Here is a 17,269-nt window from a genome sequence, read left to right on the forward strand (position 1 = left end):
TCTGCGAGGAGCCGGGAGTCGAGCTGCGCATGGTCAAGATATCGTGGCACCGCCGGGAAACCAGGCGGAAAACAGAGAAAACGAACGTTGACCTAAACACGGTAAGACCCCGGCTTACTCTCCGGTTGAATTTATTTTACCATGTCAACCCATCGCTCCGGCACCGAGCGCCTGATCGAGGTGATGGAGACGCTCGACGCCGCCATCTACATCAATCTACAAGGCGATGAGCCGCTGATCAGGCTAGCGGATATCGAGCGCCTGGCACAGGGCATGCTGGCGGATCCGTCCATCGCGGTCGGCACGCTGTATCATGCCATTGCGCCGCACGAGGCCCAGAATCCCAATGCAGTCAAGCTGGTCTTGGGACAGCAGGGCCATGCGCTCTATTTCAGCCGTGCACCGATTACCTTACCCGCGCGATGGCGAGCGGCATCCGGGCTTTTTCAAGCACGTTGGGGTCTATGCGTATCGGCGGTCGGTGCTGGAGCGCTATGCCACCTTGCCCGCCTGCGCGTTGGAGCAGACCGAGCAACTGGAGCAGTTGCGCTTGCTCGCGGCCGGGGTGCACATCCGCGCCTTTGAGGTGGCGCACACTGGGCCGGGTGTGGATACCCCAGCGTGCCTGGAGGCCGTGCGTGCCTTGCTAGCCGGCCAGCAGGGCGGCGCTGCGTGAGCTGGCTGATGCGATTCTGGAGGCGCAGGGCAAGGCGGCTGTCTTCCAGTCAGCGACGGGGTTTAATAGGGTAGCCGCCGGTATGGCGCAATAAGGGGTCGGAAAGTCGCGAGTATGGACAAAGAAAACACGAAAAACGAGCGCGATGCTCTGTCGAGCGTTCAAGCTGCCAAAGAGGTGTTTCAGATCCAGGCCAAGGCGCTCGAGGCGACGGCAGAGCGGCTGAATGGGGTTTTCGATCAAGCCGTTCATCTGATCCTCGAGACAACCGGGCGGGTGATCGTCTCTGGCATGGGCAAGTCCGGTGCTATCGGCAACAAGATCGCGGCGACCTTGGCCTCGACCGGCACGCCAAGTTTTGCCGTGCATCCTGCCGAGGCCTATCACGGTGACCTGGGGATGTTTACGGCTGATGATGTTGCGATTCTGATTTCCTACAGCGGCGAGACAGAAGAGATCATTCGCCTGATTCCCTCACTGCGTCACTTTGGCGTGAAGACGATTGCACTGGTGGGGAATGCACAGTCGACCTTGGGTCGCAACGCCGATCTGGTGCTGGATATTTCCGTTGAGCGCGAGGCCTGCCCGAACAATCTCGCGCCGACGACTTCGACCACGGTCACGCTGGCGATGGGCGATGCCTTGGCGGTCGCCTTGATCAACCGCCGCCATTTCAAGCCCCAGGATTTTGCCATCTTCCATCCCGGCGGGAGTCTTGGGCGACGCCTCTTAACACGCATCAAGGATGTGATGCACGCTAACCTGCCATTGTGCGCACCTTTAGACAGCTTGCGGGATGTGATCATGACCATCACCCAAGCCGGGTTGGGCGTTGGCGTGGTGGTGGATAACGGGGCACTGAAGGGCGTGATTACCGATGGTGACTTGCGCCGAGCGTTGTTTCATCATGACCGCATGGATAGCCTGACGGCCAGCGACATCATGACACGCTCGCCCCTGACGGTGAATGAAACCGAAATGTTTGCTGACGCTGAAAACATTATGCTGAAAGCCAGTGTGACAGCGCTACTGGTAGTGAATGACCAAGGGGTGTTAACGGGGATTTTGAAACTTCAGGATGCGAGTCAATTGAAGTAAGTTCGAACATCAGTCGCTGCATCGCCGCCCAACCCAACACTCAGGTGCTCAGCGAAGTCGACCCCCTCAGCCCCTTCGTCCCCGGCCACTTTCACTTCAGCGACAGCATCCCCGATCGGCCCACGCTGCACGACATCGTCCAGCGCGTCCACGCCTTTCTCGACGCCTACCCAGACTGCCCGCTGATCCGTTACGAAGACTTCGTCGCCGAACCCGCCGCCGTCATGCCCCGCATCTGCGAGGCCCTGGCGCTCGGCTACAACCCGGATTTCACCGACACTTTCGCGGTCATCGAACTCTCTGACAACACCGGCCGCAGCGGCGACCTGATCAGCCCCCGCCCACGTCGCCCGCACCTGCCCGCACTTGAGCAAGAAGCGCGCGACTCCGAGCCTTTCATGAGCCTACTCACCCGCCTTGACTATCGCCTGAAGGATCCTTGACCTTTCGGTGCGTGGGACAGCGTGCGATACGCTCGCACTCTGATATCCTCCATTGCTCAAATCGGCATCGAAAAAGGCAGAGTGCGGCAGCGCTGCTACAGAGATCGCGCAGAAGGAGAACAGCCTATGGCCCTTGCCCAAGAAGATTTTCACCAGATTGGCGACTAAATAATCAAATAATCTAAGGGGCCTTAGGTTCGGTTTATTTTCCGAGCCACCCGGGCAAGGACGCTCAGCCCCTGACTGATCCCGCCTAACCAGGTTTCACACTTCCAGCCCCCGTGGTTCGCGCCTCGGGGGCTTTTTTGTGCGGCGGTCTCAGCCAGCGCCGCCGCCCCTACCCGAACCCGGCGGGTTGACGGCTATCCTTGCTTGCACCAATTCGGCTAAACTCACCGCATGACAGCCGAGACCGAAACAAATTTAAAGGGGCCGGGGTCGAATTAATTTCTACTGTCAAGCTGTAAAGCGTAAAAAAAAGCAGGTTAAATTTTTGGCTCGCCTTACAGGTGCTCGCGCAATCAGATCATTGTCGGCGAGCAAAGCGAGCTTCCGCTCAAAAAGTCTGTCCTGTTATTTGCGCCGCCGCCATCGCGGTGCTGGGGCAGGTGTGAAAGTCGGGCGGATATGGAATTTTAATGAGAATTTATGCTGACACTTCAGTTTTTGGTGGCTTGTTCGACCCTGAATTTGCCCACGCCAGCCAAGCGCTGTTTGAGGAATTCGAATCCGGTCGCTTTGTTTTGGTCACCTCCGCATTGGTCGAAGCAGAGATTGAGCCTGCGCCCGAAGCTGTTCGCGCCGCTTTTTTCCACCACACGGCAGAGGCTGAGATTGCTTTAGTCGACGGCAAGGTTCTGCTGCTGCAACAGGCCTACTTGCAAGCAGGGGTGGTCACAACCAAGTCCACCGATGATGCGCTGCATGTAGCGATGGCCACGGTGTCCGCTTGTGAACTGATCGTCAGTTGGAATTTCAAGCACATTGTTCATTTCGACAAGATTCCGAAATATAACGCGGTCAATACGCTGCAAGGCTATGGACCGATTGGCATCTTTTCACCGTTGGAGGTGATTCGCTATGACAACGAACCCTGAGCCTGAGTGTGTCCGCTTAAAACAACGCGGTGCGGAATATGTTGCGCAATTGACCAACAAAATGACGCTGGAGGAGCAATTGGCATTTTGGCACCAGCGCACCGCCGCCTTACGCGAGCGCCAGCGGGAAAATAGGCTGCTTTCGCATTCTGAGCATTCTGAGCATTCTGTAAATTAAAGGTATCGACAATAAAACCAAAGGGGTCATGCATTCACCACGCGCGGTCGCGTTTTTGCTCCTCGGTGCGGATTGAAACAAGTGCCAGAACAAGGAAGCACCGCGCCCGATCAGTGAAGGAAATCTGCCCCGTCGAGCTTCGCAATTGGTGCTTGACTGGGCTGAGTTGCACCAGCGGGATCTTCTGGAAAGTTGGGATTTGTGTCAGATAAAGCAGCACCCGAAGCCTATCGAGCCTTTGAAATAATCAGGAGATAAACATGCATTGGGATGTCATCGAAATTAAACCTGCTGGTAATCGCACACTTGCGGTCAAGTTTGCAGATGAACTAACGGGTACGATTCATCTCGACTCTTCCTATTGCACTGGCGTTTTCAGTTCATTGTTGGACGATAAACTGCTCGGCATTCCGGGGACATATATACCGAATGCCCTGCGCTGATCCGCACGAGTTCCGCTGGACGCCTTTCAGCAGTTCCGGTCACCGTTGACCGAATCCCCCGCGCTATCCGAGCGGGTCAGTCTTCGACTATTCTGACGTGCATGAAGACCGACCACCCGATCTATCTGTTTCTGCGCAGCGGCCCCGAGGCGTTTCGAGTGCTCACCGGTGGCCTGCAGCTCGAAGGCGCCTACAAGGTCTGCTCGCTGACCATCAAAAGCCTAGAGCGCCGCCTCGATGGCCTGGTCGCGCCCGACGGCCACTCAGGCCCTGCCTATGTGGTCGAGTTTCAGGCCCAGCCCAAGGCTAAATCCCTGTACAACCTCGCCGCCAAGATCGGGCTCTATGGCGAAGAGAACCCCGAGCATGAAGTGCTGGGCATGGCGGTGTTCCTGCGCGCGGCGGATATTCCGGACCGACCGCACTGGGTGCATGCCCCAGGCTCGCCGATCCGCTGCATCAGTCTCGACAGTTTCTTGCGCGAGTGGCTCGCGCGTGAGCCCGACAATCCCTATGTTGCCGTGTTCGCCCCGCTGATCATCGAGACGGATGCGGAGCTGACGCAGCGCGCCCCGGTGCTCTGGCAGACGATCCAACAAGCGCCGCTCGATGCAGACACCCGCGAGACGTTGTCAGAAGTGTTGGAATTCTGGTTTTTTGAACGCTTCAGCCGCTATACCGATGAGGAGATCTGGACCATGTTGAATCTCGTGACCCCGCTTGAGGAGACCAAGGCCTATCAGTCGATCTTTGCCAAGGGTGAGAGGATCGGCCCGCTGCCCACCTGGGCCGAGCAGCGCATTGCCGCGGCGCCTGAGGCGCAGCTCGACACCTGGCTGGATGGCATTTTCGATGCCACGGGCGTTGAGGATCTCCTCGGCGATCAGCGCGAGCGCCATTGAGGGCAGGCGACTCAGCCTCAGACCATGCCAGCCGATCGCCACAGCGCCGAGACCGCGTCGCCCAAGCGCGACGATGACAGCCCCTGGAAGGAGGCCCTCGATCGCTTCTTCCCGGAGTTCCTAGCGCTGCTGTTCCCGACGGTGCATGCCGAGATCGACTGGTCCAAAGGGGTGCAGTTTCTCGACAAGGAATTCCAGCAACTGGTGCGCGAGGCCAAGACCACCAAGCGCTATGCCGATAAGCTGGTTGGCGTCACCTTGCGCGATGGCACCGCGGTCTGGGTACTGATCCATGTCGAAGTGCAAGGCGAAGCGGAAACCGCCTTTGCCGAGCGCATGTACACCTATCACTACAAGATCCGCGACCGCTATCAGGTGCCAGTGGCCAGCCTTGCGGTCTTGGCCGATACCGACCAGCGCTTTCGCCCCCAGCAGTTCAGCACCGCACTCTGGGACTGTCGCGTTGACGTCCGCCAAACACTCTATGCTTATGAGGAGCAACAGCATATGCCGTCTGTGACGAAATTCAGTCCAGACAGCGTCGGTGCCTACTACGAGCGCATCACTGCCGCCGACTCGAGGCGGTGGCCGATGCACTGCTCGGGCGGGAGCAAGCGGCGGCCTGATGGGCGGCTGGTCTCAGATAAGAGAGAGGTGATCAGATGACCTTGGATGATGTACTCCGCGACATCCACGCCATGCGCGAAGACCTGCTGGTTTTCGAGCGCAAGTTCGGTGTTCCAACCGAGATGTTCTACGAGGCTTATTGCAACGGTGAAGAACCGGCCGATTCATCGTGGGTTTTGGACTGGAGCGAATGGGCTGCTTCTTATCAGATTCTTCAGGAGCGAATGGAATTGTTTGGCAATGAAACGCGTCGCTTGCTCCAATCGGCGCAAGTCTCGAGCTACATCGACCTGATGGAACGCACCGCCCGCCATGAATCCATTCCAATCGCTGGCTGATTACGAGGCGTTCATCTATGGCCTCGAAAGCCAGTTTACGGCTATCCGGCGTTCGACCTTGGTCGTCGTTCGTCGTGGTGCAACGGTGGCAGTCCTGAGAGGCGAGCTCGAATTCGACCACGGTATCCGCCTAAACGTGCGTGAACGGCTCACTTTCGATCACTCGCCGGGAAAGATTCGCGAGTATGGCTATGAGGTTTGGCAAGAAGGCCGGCTGCTCTATTGGTATGATTCACAGCCACATCCGGATGATCCCACACTGACCGATACCCATCCTCATCACCGGCATGTTCACCCCGATATCAAACATCATCGGATTCCAGCCCCAGGGTTAAGCTTTCAACAGCCGAATATCCCTTTTCTTTTGCAGGAAATCGGAGAATTGGAGTTGGCGCGACCGCAAGATCCGTCTTGAACGAAAGAACGCCTTGCGGTTCTCCCCCGCGGCAAGCCCTCCCACCGAGGCCAAGGTTAATCAGTAGAGATCCGGGGACAGGAGATCCGAGAGATCGGAGATCCGGGGACAGTGCGGCCTGGCAAGGCCGCGTGCTCTAGCGGGTTAGAGTCCCGCCTGGGTAATCGTGAGCCGCGAGCCCGGTATCAAGCCTTACGGCGCGAAGGGTAACTGACGCGTCGGTGCGTAGGCATGAAAACAGGCGAGGTGCAAAGGTAGCGGGTGAAGCCGCCCCTGAAGGTGTAGAGCCCCGAAAAGAATTTGTCGGAGAGTGCCGACGGGTTTGTCCCCCCGGCAGGCAACACTCCATGTCGCGTCAAGGTCAGTGGCATGGAGACTCCCCGGGGTCCGAGGCCGTATCGAGCCTTACATTGAGAGCACGTGGTAACCAGGGAGATCCAACAGCCGGTCTGCGGGAGGTGGGCACCGATGAACAAGTCTAATCAACGAGGACATCGGCGGTGGTTGCTGGAAGTCGGAGCCACTCGTATGAGCGATGACGCCCGGTAATGCGGGTCGAGCAAAGGAGTGGCGGTTTGGGAGATTGCATTGGTCTAACACGCCCCTACACCGAGAGGACTCTGCGCGTGAAAACGAGAGCCGATGCGATTCACACCAATGGAGCCAAGCGCGAGAAACATGGGTGGTCTGATGGAAGGAGGGCTTTCTGTGTTGATGGGTTGAGACAGCCCATTCCTTGGTGAATGACCTGAACTGGGAGCCGGATGGTGTAACACTCCAAGTCCGGTTCTGCGAGGAGCCGGGTAACGAAGCTGCGCACGGTCATAATATTGTGGCACCGCCGGGAAACCAGGCGGAAACAGAGAAAACAAACCTTGACCTAAACGCGGACAAGTTCCCGGCTTACTCTCCGGATACCGAAAACCCTGCGCTGATCCGCTCGAGCCCCGCTGATCGCCTTGCGGCCGTTCTGGTCACTGTTGACTGAATACGCCGCGCTATCCGAGCGGGTTGGTCTTCGTCTATCCTGCCGGGCATGAAGACCGACCACCCGATCTATCTGTTTCTGCGCAGTGGCCCCGAGGCCTTTCGAGTGCTCACCGGTGGTCTGCAGCTGGAAGGCGCCTACAGGGTCTGCTCGCTGACCCTCAAAAGCTTGGAGCGCCGCCTCGATGGGCTGGTCGCGCCTGACGGCCATGCAGGTCCCGCCTATGTGGTCGAGTTTCAGGGGCTCTATGGCGAAGAACACCCCGAGCACGAAGTCCTCGGCATGGCCGTATTCCTCCGCGCGGCCGATAGTCCGGATCACCCGCACTGGGTGCATGCCCCAGGCCCGCCGATCCGCTGCGGTGATTTTGCTGACTCAAACAGGCTATTGTTGACCGCTAGGCTAGGTATTGGACCAGGCGATGATCAAGGCCCTATGCATGGAGAGTGTGGTATTTGATAACGGCACGAATGTTTAAGGTTTAAGGTTGGAATCAATTGACTTGTAAGAGCTTAAAAAGTATAATATTCGACTTTATTTTGCCTGGCTAACGAGGAGCAGTTATGGGCTGGTTTGATCGTTTAATTACACGATTGACAGGGTTGCAAGCGGTTGAATTTCAGCCGCATAAAACGGTACGCAGAACGGCGCGAGTCAGTCGTGCACGATTAAAGCGCCATATTCAACACGCTAAGTTTGAAGCAGAGCGTCCCGAAAGCTTTCATTCTGGTTTAGGGAGCGTTGAAGCGGATGTGTATGAACGTAATCTGGTTTCGTCTCGTTTCAACAGTGTGCAATTACAGCAAGCGAATGAAAAAACTGTTCGCCAATTAAAGCATTTAATGGGGCGTGCTTAATGGGCGAGGGGATGCGTTACGCTGAAGATGGCGCGCATGATTATCCGTCCGAAGATTTCGTACACTCGCGTTGCCATCAAGCGGACATCGACCGATTGGCGTCGATAGCCGATATCAATATCGCCCCAGGCGAAGAACCAAATATTGATTTAAAGGTTGTTAAAGATTGGTATTTTGCTACAGAGAACTTGGCTCGTGTTGTATCTAATACACTCCAATCTATTGTGCCGCAAACGATGAACCAACTGCGTTATGCCGGGCATCATATTTTAAAAGCCACCACCTGTAGTCAATCGAATAAAACCGAAATCCAATCAAATTTAATTGAAGCCTATAAACACTGTAAGCGCGGTTATTTTGATGCGTTGGATTTGTTTGTTTACGAAACCAATCGCATTTTCCAAAGTCGAGTAGCGGATATTGACGACCCGGAAAAGAAACAACGCATCATTCAAGATTTGCTCGACATTATTCAAAACATCAACGCACAAAGACTTTCAGCAGAAACGCGCATCGAATATTATTCTTTTTTACAAGAAGAGTTGGTAAAGGCACAAACGCTGTTTGCGGAAATGAACGCCTTGACCTTGCCGAGAGTCACGGCGCTAGAAATGGATTTGGCGGATGCGTTGGAAGATAGAGAACGTATTGAAACCGAGCGTAATAATTATGAATCAGAAAACAAAAAGCTGGTGGATAAAATTAATCGAGCCCGTGCAAAAACCTCAAATTATCTGATTGTGGGTTTGGCGACTGTTGTAGCTACCCTTGCCCTTGCCATAGCAACGCTTTATCAGGGTTACTTCACAAGTAAAAACATTGTTGCAGAATCCAGTCACACTATCAAAACTGATGCATTGTCGCCGCTGCTGAATTGCACACAGCCAACCGAACCAAAGTCCGAAAATGGGCACAAAAAACATTCAATTGCGCCGCATCCAGATTCAGAAGGGTTCGTATCGCAGCCCTTACCTTAGGATTCGGATTCTGGGGACATAGGATTCATAGGATTCTGGGGACAGTATACTTAATTCCTAGACGAAGAACGCCGAATGCGCTTACAGTCTTACTAAGGCGTTTGTGACGGGTGAGAAATTGACGGAACAATGGCAAGACTCCCGCGAGTGGTGGTTCCAGGGTTGCCGCATCATGTGACGCAGCGCGGCAATCGACGGCAGCAGACATTTTTTAGCGATGACGACTATACGGAGTATCGTCGATTGCTATCGCTCTCCTGTCGCGCCTGCGAAACGCGGGTGTTGGCCTACTGCTTCATGCCCAATCATGTGCATCTGATTCTGGTGCCCGCGACGGAGTTTGGTTTGCGGGATGCGCTGGGTGAAGCCCATCGGCGCTACACCCGGATGATCAATTTTCGCCAAGGCTGGCGCGGGCACCTGTGGCAGGGATGGTTCCACTCGTTCGTGATGGATGAGCGGCATTTGATCGCCGCCGCCCGGTATGTGGAGCTGAATCCCGTGCGCGCTCGTCTATGCCAACGACCAGAGGATTGGGAGTGGTCGAGTGCGCAGGCGCATTTGTTTCCTCGGCCAGCCGGAGGACAAGGACGCCGTCGAAGCCCTGCACGCCCATGCCCGCACCGGACGCCCGCTCGGCGGGGATGATTTTGTCGAAGCAGTGGAGCAGCGCCTCGGTCGTGCGCTCAAGCGGCAAAAGCCTGGGCCAAAGCCACGCCAACAGGATACTGACACGCGGGATTTGTTCGACAATGGCGCTTAACTTCGAGTGGGACGAAACGAAAGCGTCAAGTAATCGCGCGAAACACGGTATTGATTTCGACGAGGCAGTGACCGTTTTCACCGACGCGCTAGCGATCACGATCGCAGATCCTTCCCATTCCAGGGAGGAAGCTCGTTTCATCGATGTCGGTTTGTCAGTGAGATGTCGCCTTTTGGTTGTTGTCTATACCGAGCGGGGTGACAATATACGCGTGATCAGTTGTCGCAAGGCCACGTCTGCGGAGCGCAAAGAGTATGAACGAGCAACATGATGAGACGATTGAAAAGAGTTACGATTTTAGCCGTGGAGTTCGGGGCAAGCATCACCTGGCAATGCGACAGGGTTATCAGGTGACGATTCATCAAGAAGATGGCAGCATTCTGGTTAAAGAATATGTCATGCCGCCAAATGCGGTTGTATTGGAAGACGATGTGTTTGCGCAATTTCCAAGTTCAACCGCTGTTAACCAGGCCCTGCGAACCCTGATGCCAAGATGAACCCATCGGGAGTTCCCATCGTCGGAGTTCCGGGGAGTTCGTGGACAGTATACTAACCCATGCCCCAAGCCCTCATCCTCGTCGGCGGCCAAGGCACCCGCCTCGGCCCGCTGACCGCCGCCCTGCCCAAACCGATGCTCGACATCGGCGGCCGTCCGTTCATCGACCGCCTGCCGTGCTCGCTGGAAACCGACATCCTGCCGCGACTGGCCCGGGCTCACGGGCTCAAGGGTCAGGTCTTGCAATCCAGCATCGTTAGGCTATGCTTGGTCGTCCATCACTAGGTATTCGGAGCGCATTTCATGGGGCACTTGTTTGCTGACATCACGTTGAGCAATCCACGCAAACCGGACCTCCACTCAATCACGCTTCAAGCGCTGGCCGATACTGGGGCGCTGATGCTCTGTATCCCCGAGCATGTTGCTCTGCAGCTCGATTTACAAACCGAGTCCTTACGGGAGGTCACGGTTGCCGATGGCCGTTCGATGCGTGTTCCTTATGTTGGCCCATTGAAAGTGACGTTTGAAAATCGACTGTGCTTTGTGGGGGCGTTGGTGATGGGAGACGAGGTGCGGCTTGGCGCCGTGCCCATGGAGGATATGGATCTGGTTCTGTCTCCGAGTCGACAGACGATCATGGTCAATCCGGAGAGTCCAAACATTCCGCATGCACGTGTGAAGTGAGACCTGATGGCGAGGCCTTTACGCATCGAACTGGCGGGTGGATTTTACCATGTGACCGCACGCGGGGATCGGCGCGAGCCGATCTACCGAGATGACGAAGATCGCGCGGCTTGGCTTGAGGTCTTCCAGCAGGTGTGTGAGCGTTTCAACTGGCGCTGTCACGCTTATTGTCAGATGACCAATCACTATCATCTGGTGGTCGAGACGGCCGAGGCGAATCTATCCAAGGGGATGCGCCAGCTCAATGTGTCTATACGCAAGGCTTCAACCGCCGTCATGGTCTCGTCGGACATGTGTTCCAGGGGCGATTCAAGGGCATCCTGGTCGAGCGCGACCGTTATTTGCTGGAGCTGGCGCGGTATGTCGTGCTCAATCCGGTGCGGGCGCGGATGGTGGCCCAGGCGGCGGAGTGGCCTTGGAGCAGCTATGGGGCCATGGTTGGCCAAGCCAGGGCGCCAGACTGGCTCGAGACCGATTGGCTGCTGGCGCAGTTCGGCGGGGATCGCGCCCCGGCACGCGCGGGCTATGCGGCGTTCGTGGCGGCTGGCGTTGGTCAGCCAAGCGTTTGGGGTGGGCTGCGCCATCAGGTGTTTTTAGGGGCCGAATCCTTTGTGGATCGCTTCACTGCGGTTGACAAGCCGCTAGAGCGCCTGCGCGAGGTGCCGCGCGCGCAGCGTCGAGCGCTGGTGACGTCATTGGCCGACTTCGAACGGGGCTACTCCAATCGCCGCGAGGCGATGGCACAGGCTTTTTTAATCAGTCTCAGCTTACGCAAATAGGGGACGTACGACGTTTAATCCCCTGACCCTCAACCCACCGAGGGCGCAAGCACCCGCCCCCCTCCGTCGCTCACCAGGCTGCGGAGGTTTTTTATCGCCGCCCCGCCAGCGCCGACTTTTTCGACATGTTCTCAGCTTGCTCGACCATCCGCTTCTAGCGGATAATGCGCCCATGCTTTTTGTGGAACTTCCGATCTTCGTCCGTTGTGCAGCCGATCTGTTTTCGGATGAGGATATCTCCGAGCTGCAGAACACCTTGCTGGAAAACCCTGCTGCCGGCGCCCTGATTCCCGGTAGTCGGGGACTGCGCAAGCTGCGTGTTCCGCTGCCCGGACGGGGAAAGCGGGGCGGCGCCCGGGTGATCTACTACCACTGGGTGAGCAAGGAGCGGTGCTACTTGCTCTATGCCTACGCGAAGAATGTCGCTGCCGACCTGACTCAGGATCAGTTGCGGCGGTTGTCTGATGTGATGCAAGCGGAGATTCGAGATGAATGACAACCAGTTCGACGAGTTGCTGGACAGTGTGCGTGACATGGGCTGCCATATGCGTGGCGAGAAGGTGGCTGGCTTGCGCGTCCTGGAGTTTCCCGATCCCGACGTCAAGGCGATCCGCGAGCGCACCGGGCTGTCGCAGAGCCGTTTTGCCTATCTGATCGGCGTCAAGCCCAAGACGCTGCAGAACTGGGAGCAGCACCGAGTGCGTCCGGCAGGTCCTGCCCGGGCTTTACTCAAGATCGTCGAGGCCAACCCTGACGCGCTCTCGGCGATACATGCGTAGCTGGTGTTCAGCCCCTGACTGATCCCGCCTAACTAGGTTTCACACTTCCAGTCCAGCCCCCGAGGTTCACCCCTCGGGGGCTTTTTTATGCGGCGGTCTCAGCCAGCGCCGCCGCCCCTACCCGAACCCGGCGGGGTTGGTTATGATCGGCGACGGAGCTGTTCCTCCAAGTCCGGAGTTGACCGGAAGGATGTGGGTTAATGATGTCAAACACCGTTGAAATCACCTGCCCGCCTGAGGTCATGCTCAGTCTACACATGAACTCGCGAGAACTCGCCGAGCGCGTGCAACGAGATGCCGCCATGGCGTTGTTTCGGGAAGGGCGTTTGTCCTCTGGGTTAGCGGCCCAGTGGCTTGGTATGCCGCGCGTGCATTTTCTGCTGCTGGCGATGGCCGCCGGTGCCGAATTGCTGGAGGACACTGAGGAAGATTTCCGACGCGAGACGGCGTTGTTGTAATGGTGTTCTGCAATACGACGCCCTTCATCGCGCTGCAGTTGCGCTGGCTCGCGGCCGGGGTGCGCATCCGCGCCTTCGAGGTGGAGCCCACCGGGCCGGGCGTGGATACGCCCGACTGCCTGGCCAGGGTGCGCGCCCTGCTGGCCGGGGCGCCGGACGCTGGCTTCACCGGCATTGCCACCGGCGAGCCGTTGCAGCGCTCATCAACCGGACTCACAATCCCTCGGGGCACCCGCGAATGAACCCACCAGGCTTCCTCCTGCTCGGCGGCATGAATGTGCTGGAATCGCGCGATCTGGCGCTGCGCACCTGCGAGCACTTTGTCACCGTCACCGCCAAGCTGGGCATGTCCTATGTCTTCAAGGCGAGTTTCGACAAGGCCAATCGCTCGTCGATCCATTCCTATCGCGGGCCGGGGCTGGAGGAGGGGCTGCGCCTGTTCGAGGCCGTGAAACAGGCCTTCGGCGTGCGGCTGCTCACCGACGTGCATGAGCCCTGGCAGGCCGCACCCGTGGCCGAGGTGGTGGACATGTTGCAATTGCCGGCCTTTCTCGCGCGCCAGACCGATCTGGTCATCGCCCTGGCCAAGACCGGCAAACCGATCAACATCAAGAAGCCGCAGTTTTTGAGCCCCGGGCAGATGGTGCACATCGTCGAGAAGTTCCGCGAGGCGGGTAACGACCAGCTCCTGCTGTGTGATCGCGGCACCTGTTTCGGCTACGACAACCTGGTGGTGGACATGCTCGGCTTTCGGGTGATGAAGGACGCCTGCGGCGGCCTGCCGGTGATCTTCGACGTGACCCATGCCTTGCAACAGCGCGACCCGCTGGGCGCGGCCTCGGGTGGACGGCGCAAGCAGGCGCTGGAGTTGGCGCGTGCCGGTATGGCTGTTGGCCTCGACGGGCTGTTTCTGGAGGCGCACCCCGATCCGGATCATGCGCAGTGCGATGGCCCCAGTGCCTTGCCGCTGCATCTGCTTGAACCCTTCCTCGCACAGATCAAGGCCATTGACGATGTGGTGAAAGCCATGCCGGCGCTGGACATCGACTAGGTCGCCCCGGTGTCTCACGCACAATCGATCGCCCTGGTGATTCCCGCCCGCTACGGCTCCAGCCGCTTGCCGGGTAAACCGCTGGCGGATTTGCTCGGCAAGCCCATGGTGCAGTGGGTATCACGCCATTGCGCCGCACGAGGCCCAGAATCCCAATGCGGTCAAGCTGGTCTTGGGGCAACAGGGCCATGCGCTCTATTTCAGCCGTGCGCCGATTCCTTACCCGCGCGATGGCGAGCGGCATCCGGGCTTTTTCAAGCGCGTTGGAGCAGACCGAGCAACTGGAGCAGTTGCGCTTGCTCGCGGCCGGGGTGCACATCCGCGCCTTTGAGGTGGCGCCCACTGGGCCGGGTGTGGATACCCCAGCGTGCCTGGAGGCCGTGCGTGCCTTGCTAGCCGGCGGGCAGGGCGCGCTGCGTGAGCTGGCCGATGCGATCCTGGAGGCGCAGGGCAAGGCGGCTGTCTTCCAGTCAGCGACGGGGTTTAATAGGGTAGCCGCCGGTATGGCGCAATAAGGGGTCGGGGAAAGCCGCGAGTATGGACAAAGAAAACACGAAAAACGAGCGTGATGCTCTGTCGAGCGTTCAAACTGCCAAAGAGGTGTTTCAGATCCAGGCCAAGGCGCTCGAGGCGACGGCGGAGCGGCTGAATGGGGTTTTCGATCAAGCCGTTCATCTGATCCTCGAGACGACCGGGCGGGTGATCGTCTCCGGCATGGGCAAGTCCGGTATTATCGGCAACAAGATCGCGGCGACTTTGGCCTCGACCGGCACACCAAGTTTTGCCGTGCATCCTGCCGAGGCCTATCACGGTGACCTGGGGATGTTTACGGCTGATGATGTTGCGATTCTGATTTCCTACAGCGGCGAGACGGAAGAGGTGATTCGCCTGATTCCTTCACTGCGTCACTTTGGCGTGAAAACGATTGCACTGGTGGGGAATGTGCAATCGACCTTGGGCCGCAACGCCGATCTGGTGCTGGATATTTCCGTTGAGCGCGAGGCCTGTCCGAACAACCTGGCGCCGACGACCTCGACCAAGGTCACGCTGGCGATGGGCGATGCCTTGGCGGTCGCCTTGATCAACCGCCGCCATTTCAAGCCCCAGGATTTTGCCATCTTCCATCCCGGGGGAAGTCTTGGGCGACGCCTCTTAACACGCATCAAGGATGTGATGCACACTAACCTGCCAGTGTGCGCCCCTTTAGACAGCTTGCGGGATGTGATCATGACCATCACCCAAGCCGGGTTGGGCGTAGGCGTGGTGGTGGATAACGGGGCACTGAAGGGCGTGATTACCGATGGTGACTTGCGCCGAGCGTTGTTTCATCATGACCGCATGGATAGCCTGACGGCCAGCGACATCATGACACGCTCGCCCCTGACGGTGAATGAAACCGAAATGTTTGCTGACGCTGAAAACATTATGCTGAAAGCCAGTGTGACAGCATTACTGGTAGTGAATGACCAAGGCGTGTTAACGGGGATTTTGAAACTTCAGGATGCGAGTCAATTGAAGTAAGTTCGGGGTTTCGGGGACATATATGGTCCGCCCCGCGATGCAAGAGGAAAATCGCTGATTTGGTAGAAGGAAACGTTGCGGCCATATATCCGGCATCGTTAGCGGGATCATCATCAAAGTCGATCCCCGTGCCCTAATGGAATTCGCGTACCTCGCCGTCCTCAATCAGTATATCAGTCTCAGCTTACGCTGGCTGCTGTCCCCGTCAGGTTTTCGGCGAGGCGGCCGTACCTTTCATGCCATTACAGTGAATTTCACTCTTCGCAACTCGTGGTGTGGAACTCGGTTGATGCCCAATCAGGGCGGGTTAATCGGAGTGGTTCATGGCCAATCGGGCGTTACGCGGTAACGGCCGCAGGCTTCGCTAAGGCACCGCGCTCGGCATCGAAGGCCTTGCCGGTGGTCATCACCGCCCAAGCGATGCGCACGAGTTTGTTGGCCATCGCAACCACGGCGACATTGGCATGACGGCGCTGCTTGAGATCCCGCGCCCAATGACTGAGGGCGTCGTCCTTCTTCTCAACCCAGCGCATCATTGCACGCGCCCCGTTAATCAAAGGGGCCTGTATACCAAACAGCCTGAGGCACGCAGCCAAAGCCCACCCCAGCAGCGTATCCGCTAGACTGTGGAGATGAGCCGCGACACCCGCATCCATCGGCATGAACTGCTCGGCAAAGCCCTCACCGACGCGCCCCATGGTGCCTGGGCGCTGGAAGAGCTCAACAGGTCATCCACGGCGGCGTTGGGGGTAGATGCTCTTGGGTGCTGAGGTTGCCACTGTTGATCAGGCCTTGGACAAGGGGAGAAACAGGGTGCGCGGTGAGTCGGACAATGCGATGAAGCCATGGTGGTTGTAGAAGGCCGCAGCCTGTTCGTCCTTTGCCTCGACGACCAGCGCAAAAGCGGCAATCTCGGCGCGGGCCGCTCGTTTTAGCGCGTCAGCGAGCAGGGCGCCGCCAAGGCCTTGCCCGTGGAACGTGCGATGCACCGCCAAGCGCCCCAGACGTACGGCTGGTATTGATGGGTAGCGGGGCAGTTTCTTGGCTGTTTCTGCGGGAAGCTCGGATAAGCAGAGGCTTGCCGATGCGAGCGTATAGTATCCGGCAATCCGCTGTCCCTGGGTGAGCGCGACAAAGCAAGCCGTGACTCGACGGCGGATATCCTGCGTGACTTGGCGTTGAAAATAGTGGTCGAGTGCTACGCAGCCACTGTCGAACGGGCGGCGGTCATGGTCGGCAGCGAGCGCGACGATGCGGAAGATCGCCCCGCTCACTCAGGCGTCACTAGCGCTTGGTGGCGCGCGAAGGCGCGCTCCATCGCCGGCGTTTTTTGCGGGGGTGACAACAGGGTTTCGGCAAAGCGTTGGGAATCGGCCTGAGACAGGCGGATGACCTCGGCCTGCTCAATGGCTTGTTGGGCGGCCTCGGTGACGGCGGTGACGACGAAGTCGGTCATCGTTCGACCTTGGATTTCGGCGGCGCGTTTGAGTAATGCATGCAGATCGGTGCTGATCCGTGCTTCAAGGCGAGCGGTTGACGAAGCGGATGGCATGATGGAGTCCCGTCACGATGAATGTACCCGACTCCCTAAGGGTACGGCAAATTGCCGTCCATTGCTACAGCGCTGGTGGGGGAATTCCGGGGACATTATACCTAATTCCTGGAAGAAAAACGCCAAATGGGGTTACAGTCTTACAAA

At 57.9% G+C, this 17,269-nt stretch carries 31 protein-coding genes and 3 pseudogenes; 31 read left to right on the forward strand and 3 right to left on the reverse strand.

The window, feature by feature from the left end:
- Nucleotides 1-183 precede the first annotated feature (183 nt).
- The 30 genes and pseudogenes from Thiofri_RS24625 to Thiofri_RS00685 all read left to right on the forward strand — a co-directional run.
- Nucleotides 184-351 (forward strand): annotated as a pseudogene (locus Thiofri_RS24625) (hypothetical protein); the annotation flags it as partial.
- 28 nt (nt 352-379) lie between these two features.
- Nucleotides 380-676 (forward strand): cytidylyltransferase domain-containing protein, encoded by a 297-nt coding sequence (locus Thiofri_RS00545; RefSeq protein ID WP_323705781.1) that lies wholly within the window; start codon nt 380-382, stop codon nt 674-676.
- A gap of 114 nt (nt 677-790) precedes the next feature.
- Nucleotides 791-1,774, forward strand: a complete 984-nt coding sequence (locus Thiofri_RS00550; RefSeq protein WP_323705782.1) for a KpsF/GutQ family sugar-phosphate isomerase — start codon at nt 791-793, stop codon at nt 1,772-1,774.
- A 44-nt stretch (nt 1,775-1,818) separates the two neighbouring features.
- A complete protein-coding gene (locus Thiofri_RS00555) occupies nt 1,819-2,217 on the forward strand; it encodes a sulfotransferase family protein (protein WP_009149565.1) in 399 nt (132 codons plus the stop codon).
- A gap of 638 nt (nt 2,218-2,855) precedes the next feature.
- Entirely contained in the window at nt 2,856-3,314 is a 459-nt protein-coding gene (locus Thiofri_RS00560) for a type II toxin-antitoxin system VapC family toxin (RefSeq protein ID WP_009149567.1), read from the forward strand.
- Nucleotides 3,298-3,492 (forward strand): hypothetical protein, encoded by a 195-nt coding sequence (locus tag Thiofri_RS00565; protein WP_009149569.1) that lies wholly within the window; start codon nt 3,298-3,300, stop codon nt 3,490-3,492. Before Thiofri_RS00560 ends, Thiofri_RS00565 begins: the two co-directional genes overlap by 17 nt.
- 148 nt (nt 3,493-3,640) lie before the next feature.
- A complete protein-coding gene (locus Thiofri_RS00570) occupies nt 3,641-3,739 on the forward strand; it encodes a hypothetical protein (protein WP_407702954.1) in 99 nt (32 codons plus the stop codon).
- Between the two features lie 13 nt (nt 3,740-3,752).
- A complete protein-coding gene (locus Thiofri_RS00575) occupies nt 3,753-3,935 on the forward strand; it encodes a hypothetical protein (protein ID WP_009149571.1) in 183 nt (60 codons plus the stop codon).
- Nucleotides 3,936-4,036: 101 nt separating this feature from the next.
- Nucleotides 4,037-4,837, forward strand: coding sequence for a DUF2887 domain-containing protein (locus tag Thiofri_RS00580; RefSeq protein WP_009149572.1), 801 nt, complete (start codon nt 4,037-4,039; stop codon nt 4,835-4,837).
- A gap of 24 nt (nt 4,838-4,861) precedes the next feature.
- Nucleotides 4,862-5,503 carry an RpnC/YadD family protein gene (locus tag Thiofri_RS00585; protein ID WP_009149574.1) on the forward strand — a complete coding sequence of 214 codons (642 nt, stop codon included), beginning with the start codon at nt 4,862-4,864 and terminating at the stop codon, nt 5,501-5,503.
- Between the two features lie 32 nt (nt 5,504-5,535).
- Nucleotides 5,536-5,802, forward strand: coding sequence for a hypothetical protein (locus tag Thiofri_RS00590; protein WP_143741904.1), 267 nt, complete (start codon nt 5,536-5,538; stop codon nt 5,800-5,802).
- The gene (locus Thiofri_RS00595) at nt 5,777-6,217 is read left to right on the forward strand and encodes a toxin-antitoxin system TumE family protein (protein ID WP_009149576.1); all 441 of its coding nucleotides are present in this window, start codon (nt 5,777-5,779) and stop codon (nt 6,215-6,217) included. The genes Thiofri_RS00590 and Thiofri_RS00595 overlap by 26 nt, the downstream gene beginning before the upstream one ends.
- A 1,036-nt stretch (nt 6,218-7,253) precedes the next feature.
- On the forward strand, nt 7,254-7,664 hold the full coding sequence (locus tag Thiofri_RS00600) for a DUF2887 domain-containing protein (RefSeq protein ID WP_009146658.1): 411 nt from the start codon (nt 7,254-7,256) through the stop codon (nt 7,662-7,664).
- 104 nt (nt 7,665-7,768) lie between these two features.
- The gene (locus tag Thiofri_RS00605; protein WP_009146659.1) at nt 7,769-8,062 is read left to right on the forward strand and encodes a hypothetical protein; all 294 of its coding nucleotides are present in this window, start codon (nt 7,769-7,771) and stop codon (nt 8,060-8,062) included.
- Nucleotides 8,062-9,039 carry a hypothetical protein gene (locus tag Thiofri_RS00610; protein WP_009146660.1) on the forward strand — a complete coding sequence of 326 codons (978 nt, stop codon included), beginning with the start codon at nt 8,062-8,064 and terminating at the stop codon, nt 9,037-9,039. Before Thiofri_RS00605 ends, Thiofri_RS00610 begins: the two co-directional genes overlap by 1 nt.
- 129 nt (nt 9,040-9,168) lie before the next feature.
- Nucleotides 9,169-9,687 (forward strand): transposase, encoded by a 519-nt coding sequence (locus tag Thiofri_RS00615; RefSeq protein ID WP_223296636.1) that lies wholly within the window; start codon nt 9,169-9,171, stop codon nt 9,685-9,687.
- Nucleotides 9,654-10,073 carry a BrnT family toxin gene (locus tag Thiofri_RS00620; protein ID WP_223296637.1) on the forward strand — a complete coding sequence of 140 codons (420 nt, stop codon included), beginning with the start codon at nt 9,654-9,656 and terminating at the stop codon, nt 10,071-10,073. The genes Thiofri_RS00615 and Thiofri_RS00620 overlap by 34 nt, the downstream gene beginning before the upstream one ends.
- On the forward strand, nt 10,057-10,299 hold the full coding sequence (locus Thiofri_RS00625; protein WP_009146666.1) for a hypothetical protein: 243 nt from the start codon (nt 10,057-10,059) through the stop codon (nt 10,297-10,299). The genes Thiofri_RS00620 and Thiofri_RS00625 overlap by 17 nt, the downstream gene beginning before the upstream one ends.
- 59 nt (nt 10,300-10,358) lie before the next feature.
- Nucleotides 10,359-10,583 (forward strand): sugar phosphate nucleotidyltransferase, encoded by a 225-nt coding sequence (locus Thiofri_RS00630; protein ID WP_009146667.1) that lies wholly within the window; start codon nt 10,359-10,361, stop codon nt 10,581-10,583.
- 18 nt (nt 10,584-10,601) lie between these two features.
- Complete coding sequence (locus Thiofri_RS00635) at nt 10,602-10,982, forward strand: clan AA aspartic protease (protein ID WP_009146668.1); 381 nt, start codon at nt 10,602-10,604, stop codon at nt 10,980-10,982.
- A 6-nt stretch (nt 10,983-10,988) separates the two neighbouring features.
- Nucleotides 10,989-11,171 (forward strand): annotated as a pseudogene (locus tag Thiofri_RS00640) (transposase); the annotation flags it as partial.
- A 104-nt stretch (nt 11,172-11,275) separates the two neighbouring features.
- Complete coding sequence (locus Thiofri_RS00645; protein WP_051023708.1) at nt 11,276-11,761, forward strand: hypothetical protein; 486 nt, start codon at nt 11,276-11,278, stop codon at nt 11,759-11,761.
- A gap of 172 nt (nt 11,762-11,933) precedes the next feature.
- Nucleotides 11,934-12,257, forward strand: a complete 324-nt coding sequence (locus tag Thiofri_RS00650) for a type II toxin-antitoxin system RelE/ParE family toxin (protein ID WP_009146669.1) — start codon at nt 11,934-11,936, stop codon at nt 12,255-12,257.
- Nucleotides 12,250-12,540: a helix-turn-helix domain-containing protein gene (locus tag Thiofri_RS00655; RefSeq protein ID WP_009146670.1), complete on the forward strand. Its 291-nt coding sequence runs from the start codon at nt 12,250-12,252 to the stop codon at nt 12,538-12,540. Before Thiofri_RS00650 ends, Thiofri_RS00655 begins: the two co-directional genes overlap by 8 nt.
- 200 nt (nt 12,541-12,740) lie before the next feature.
- Nucleotides 12,741-12,998 carry a UPF0175 family protein gene (locus tag Thiofri_RS00660; protein ID WP_009146672.1) on the forward strand — a complete coding sequence of 86 codons (258 nt, stop codon included), beginning with the start codon at nt 12,741-12,743 and terminating at the stop codon, nt 12,996-12,998.
- Nucleotides 12,998-13,240, forward strand: a complete 243-nt coding sequence (locus Thiofri_RS00665) for a hypothetical protein (RefSeq protein WP_040854232.1) — start codon at nt 12,998-13,000, stop codon at nt 13,238-13,240. The genes Thiofri_RS00660 and Thiofri_RS00665 overlap by 1 nt, the downstream gene beginning before the upstream one ends.
- Nucleotides 13,237-14,049: a 3-deoxy-8-phosphooctulonate synthase gene (gene kdsA / locus Thiofri_RS00670; protein WP_323705784.1), complete on the forward strand. Its 813-nt coding sequence runs from the start codon at nt 13,237-13,239 to the stop codon at nt 14,047-14,049. Before Thiofri_RS00665 ends, kdsA begins: the two co-directional genes overlap by 4 nt.
- Nucleotides 14,050-14,085: 36 nt before the next feature.
- Nucleotides 14,086-14,133, forward strand: a pseudogene (locus Thiofri_RS00675) (cytidylyltransferase domain-containing protein); the annotation flags it as partial.
- A 104-nt stretch (nt 14,134-14,237) separates the two neighbouring features.
- A complete protein-coding gene (locus tag Thiofri_RS00680; RefSeq protein ID WP_313777876.1) occupies nt 14,238-14,564 on the forward strand; it encodes a hypothetical protein in 327 nt (108 codons plus the stop codon).
- A 22-nt stretch (nt 14,565-14,586) separates the two neighbouring features.
- Nucleotides 14,587-15,570, forward strand: a complete 984-nt coding sequence (locus Thiofri_RS00685) for a KpsF/GutQ family sugar-phosphate isomerase (RefSeq protein WP_323705785.1) — start codon at nt 14,587-14,589, stop codon at nt 15,568-15,570.
- A 338-nt stretch (nt 15,571-15,908) separates the two neighbouring features.
- Here the strand turns inward: Thiofri_RS00685 and Thiofri_RS00690 are convergent, their stop codons facing one another.
- A complete protein-coding gene (locus tag Thiofri_RS00690) occupies nt 15,909-16,106 on the reverse strand; it encodes a hypothetical protein (RefSeq protein ID WP_407702925.1) in 198 nt (65 codons plus the stop codon).
- Between the two features lie 96 nt (nt 16,107-16,202).
- On the opposite strand from Thiofri_RS00690, the gene Thiofri_RS00695 reads away from it, so the two are divergent.
- Nucleotides 16,203-16,340: a hypothetical protein gene (locus Thiofri_RS00695; RefSeq protein ID WP_190275755.1), complete on the forward strand. Its 138-nt coding sequence runs from the start codon at nt 16,203-16,205 to the stop codon at nt 16,338-16,340.
- Between the two features lie 15 nt (nt 16,341-16,355).
- On the opposite strand, the gene Thiofri_RS00700 is transcribed toward Thiofri_RS00695, so the two are convergent.
- Together Thiofri_RS00700 and Thiofri_RS00705 are read right to left on the reverse strand one after the other, a co-directional pair.
- On the reverse strand, nt 16,356-16,844 hold the full coding sequence (locus Thiofri_RS00700; RefSeq protein WP_009146675.1) for a GNAT family N-acetyltransferase: 489 nt from the start codon (nt 16,842-16,844) through the stop codon (nt 16,356-16,358).
- Entirely contained in the window at nt 16,841-17,122 is a 282-nt protein-coding gene (locus Thiofri_RS00705; RefSeq protein WP_009146676.1) for a type II toxin-antitoxin system TacA family antitoxin, read from the reverse strand. Before Thiofri_RS00705 ends, Thiofri_RS00700 begins: the two co-directional genes overlap by 4 nt.
- Nucleotides 17,123-17,269: the final 147 nt, after the last annotated feature.

This window comes from Thiorhodovibrio frisius (genome assembly GCF_033954835.1).
Taxonomy (GTDB): domain Bacteria; phylum Pseudomonadota; class Gammaproteobacteria; order Chromatiales; family Chromatiaceae; genus Thiorhodovibrio; species Thiorhodovibrio frisius.

Coding starts and splice junctions, on each gene's coding strand:
- Thiofri_RS00545 (WP_323705781.1), top strand. CDS start 380: ATGCGCTCTATTTCAGCCGTGCACCGATTACCTTACCCGCGCGATGGC.
- Thiofri_RS00550 (WP_323705782.1), top strand. CDS start 791: ATGGACAAAGAAAACACGAAAAACGAGCGCGATGCTCTGTCGAGCGTT.
- Thiofri_RS00560 (WP_009149567.1), top strand. CDS start 2,856: ATGAGAATTTATGCTGACACTTCAGTTTTTGGTGGCTTGTTCGACCCT.
- Thiofri_RS00565 (WP_009149569.1), top strand. CDS start 3,298: ATGACAACGAACCCTGAGCCTGAGTGTGTCCGCTTAAAACAACGCGGT.
- Thiofri_RS00575 (WP_009149571.1), top strand. CDS start 3,753: ATGCATTGGGATGTCATCGAAATTAAACCTGCTGGTAATCGCACACTT.
- Thiofri_RS00580 (WP_009149572.1), top strand. CDS start 4,037: ATGAAGACCGACCACCCGATCTATCTGTTTCTGCGCAGCGGCCCCGAG.
- Thiofri_RS00585 (WP_009149574.1), top strand. CDS start 4,862: ATGCCAGCCGATCGCCACAGCGCCGAGACCGCGTCGCCCAAGCGCGAC.
- Thiofri_RS00590 (WP_143741904.1), top strand. CDS start 5,536: ATGCGCGAAGACCTGCTGGTTTTCGAGCGCAAGTTCGGTGTTCCAACC.
- Thiofri_RS00595 (WP_009149576.1), top strand. CDS start 5,777: ATGAATCCATTCCAATCGCTGGCTGATTACGAGGCGTTCATCTATGGC.
- Thiofri_RS00600 (WP_009146658.1), top strand. CDS start 7,254: ATGAAGACCGACCACCCGATCTATCTGTTTCTGCGCAGTGGCCCCGAG.
- Thiofri_RS00605 (WP_009146659.1), top strand. CDS start 7,769: ATGGGCTGGTTTGATCGTTTAATTACACGATTGACAGGGTTGCAAGCG.
- Thiofri_RS00610 (WP_009146660.1), top strand. CDS start 8,062: ATGGGCGAGGGGATGCGTTACGCTGAAGATGGCGCGCATGATTATCCG.
- Thiofri_RS00615 (WP_223296636.1), top strand. CDS start 9,169: ATGGCAAGACTCCCGCGAGTGGTGGTTCCAGGGTTGCCGCATCATGTG.
- Thiofri_RS00620 (WP_223296637.1), top strand. CDS start 9,654: ATGCCCGCACCGGACGCCCGCTCGGCGGGGATGATTTTGTCGAAGCAG.
- Thiofri_RS00625 (WP_009146666.1), top strand. CDS start 10,057: ATGAACGAGCAACATGATGAGACGATTGAAAAGAGTTACGATTTTAGC.
- Thiofri_RS00630 (WP_009146667.1), top strand. CDS start 10,359: ATGCCCCAAGCCCTCATCCTCGTCGGCGGCCAAGGCACCCGCCTCGGC.
- Thiofri_RS00635 (WP_009146668.1), top strand. CDS start 10,602: ATGGGGCACTTGTTTGCTGACATCACGTTGAGCAATCCACGCAAACCG.
- Thiofri_RS00650 (WP_009146669.1), top strand. CDS start 11,934: ATGCTTTTTGTGGAACTTCCGATCTTCGTCCGTTGTGCAGCCGATCTG.
- Thiofri_RS00655 (WP_009146670.1), top strand. CDS start 12,250: ATGAATGACAACCAGTTCGACGAGTTGCTGGACAGTGTGCGTGACATG.
- Thiofri_RS00660 (WP_009146672.1), top strand. CDS start 12,741: ATGATGTCAAACACCGTTGAAATCACCTGCCCGCCTGAGGTCATGCTC.
- Thiofri_RS00665 (WP_040854232.1), top strand. CDS start 12,998: ATGGTGTTCTGCAATACGACGCCCTTCATCGCGCTGCAGTTGCGCTGG.
- kdsA (WP_323705784.1), top strand. CDS start 13,237: ATGAACCCACCAGGCTTCCTCCTGCTCGGCGGCATGAATGTGCTGGAA.
- Thiofri_RS00680 (WP_313777876.1), top strand. CDS start 14,238: ATGCGCTCTATTTCAGCCGTGCGCCGATTCCTTACCCGCGCGATGGCG.
- Thiofri_RS00685 (WP_323705785.1), top strand. CDS start 14,587: ATGGACAAAGAAAACACGAAAAACGAGCGTGATGCTCTGTCGAGCGTT.
- Thiofri_RS00690 (WP_407702925.1), bottom strand. CDS start 16,106: ATGATGCGCTGGGTTGAGAAGAAGGACGACGCCCTCAGTCATTGGGCG.
- Thiofri_RS00695 (WP_190275755.1), top strand. CDS start 16,203: ATGAGCCGCGACACCCGCATCCATCGGCATGAACTGCTCGGCAAAGCC.
- Thiofri_RS00705 (WP_009146676.1), bottom strand. CDS start 17,122: ATGCCATCCGCTTCGTCAACCGCTCGCCTTGAAGCACGGATCAGCACC.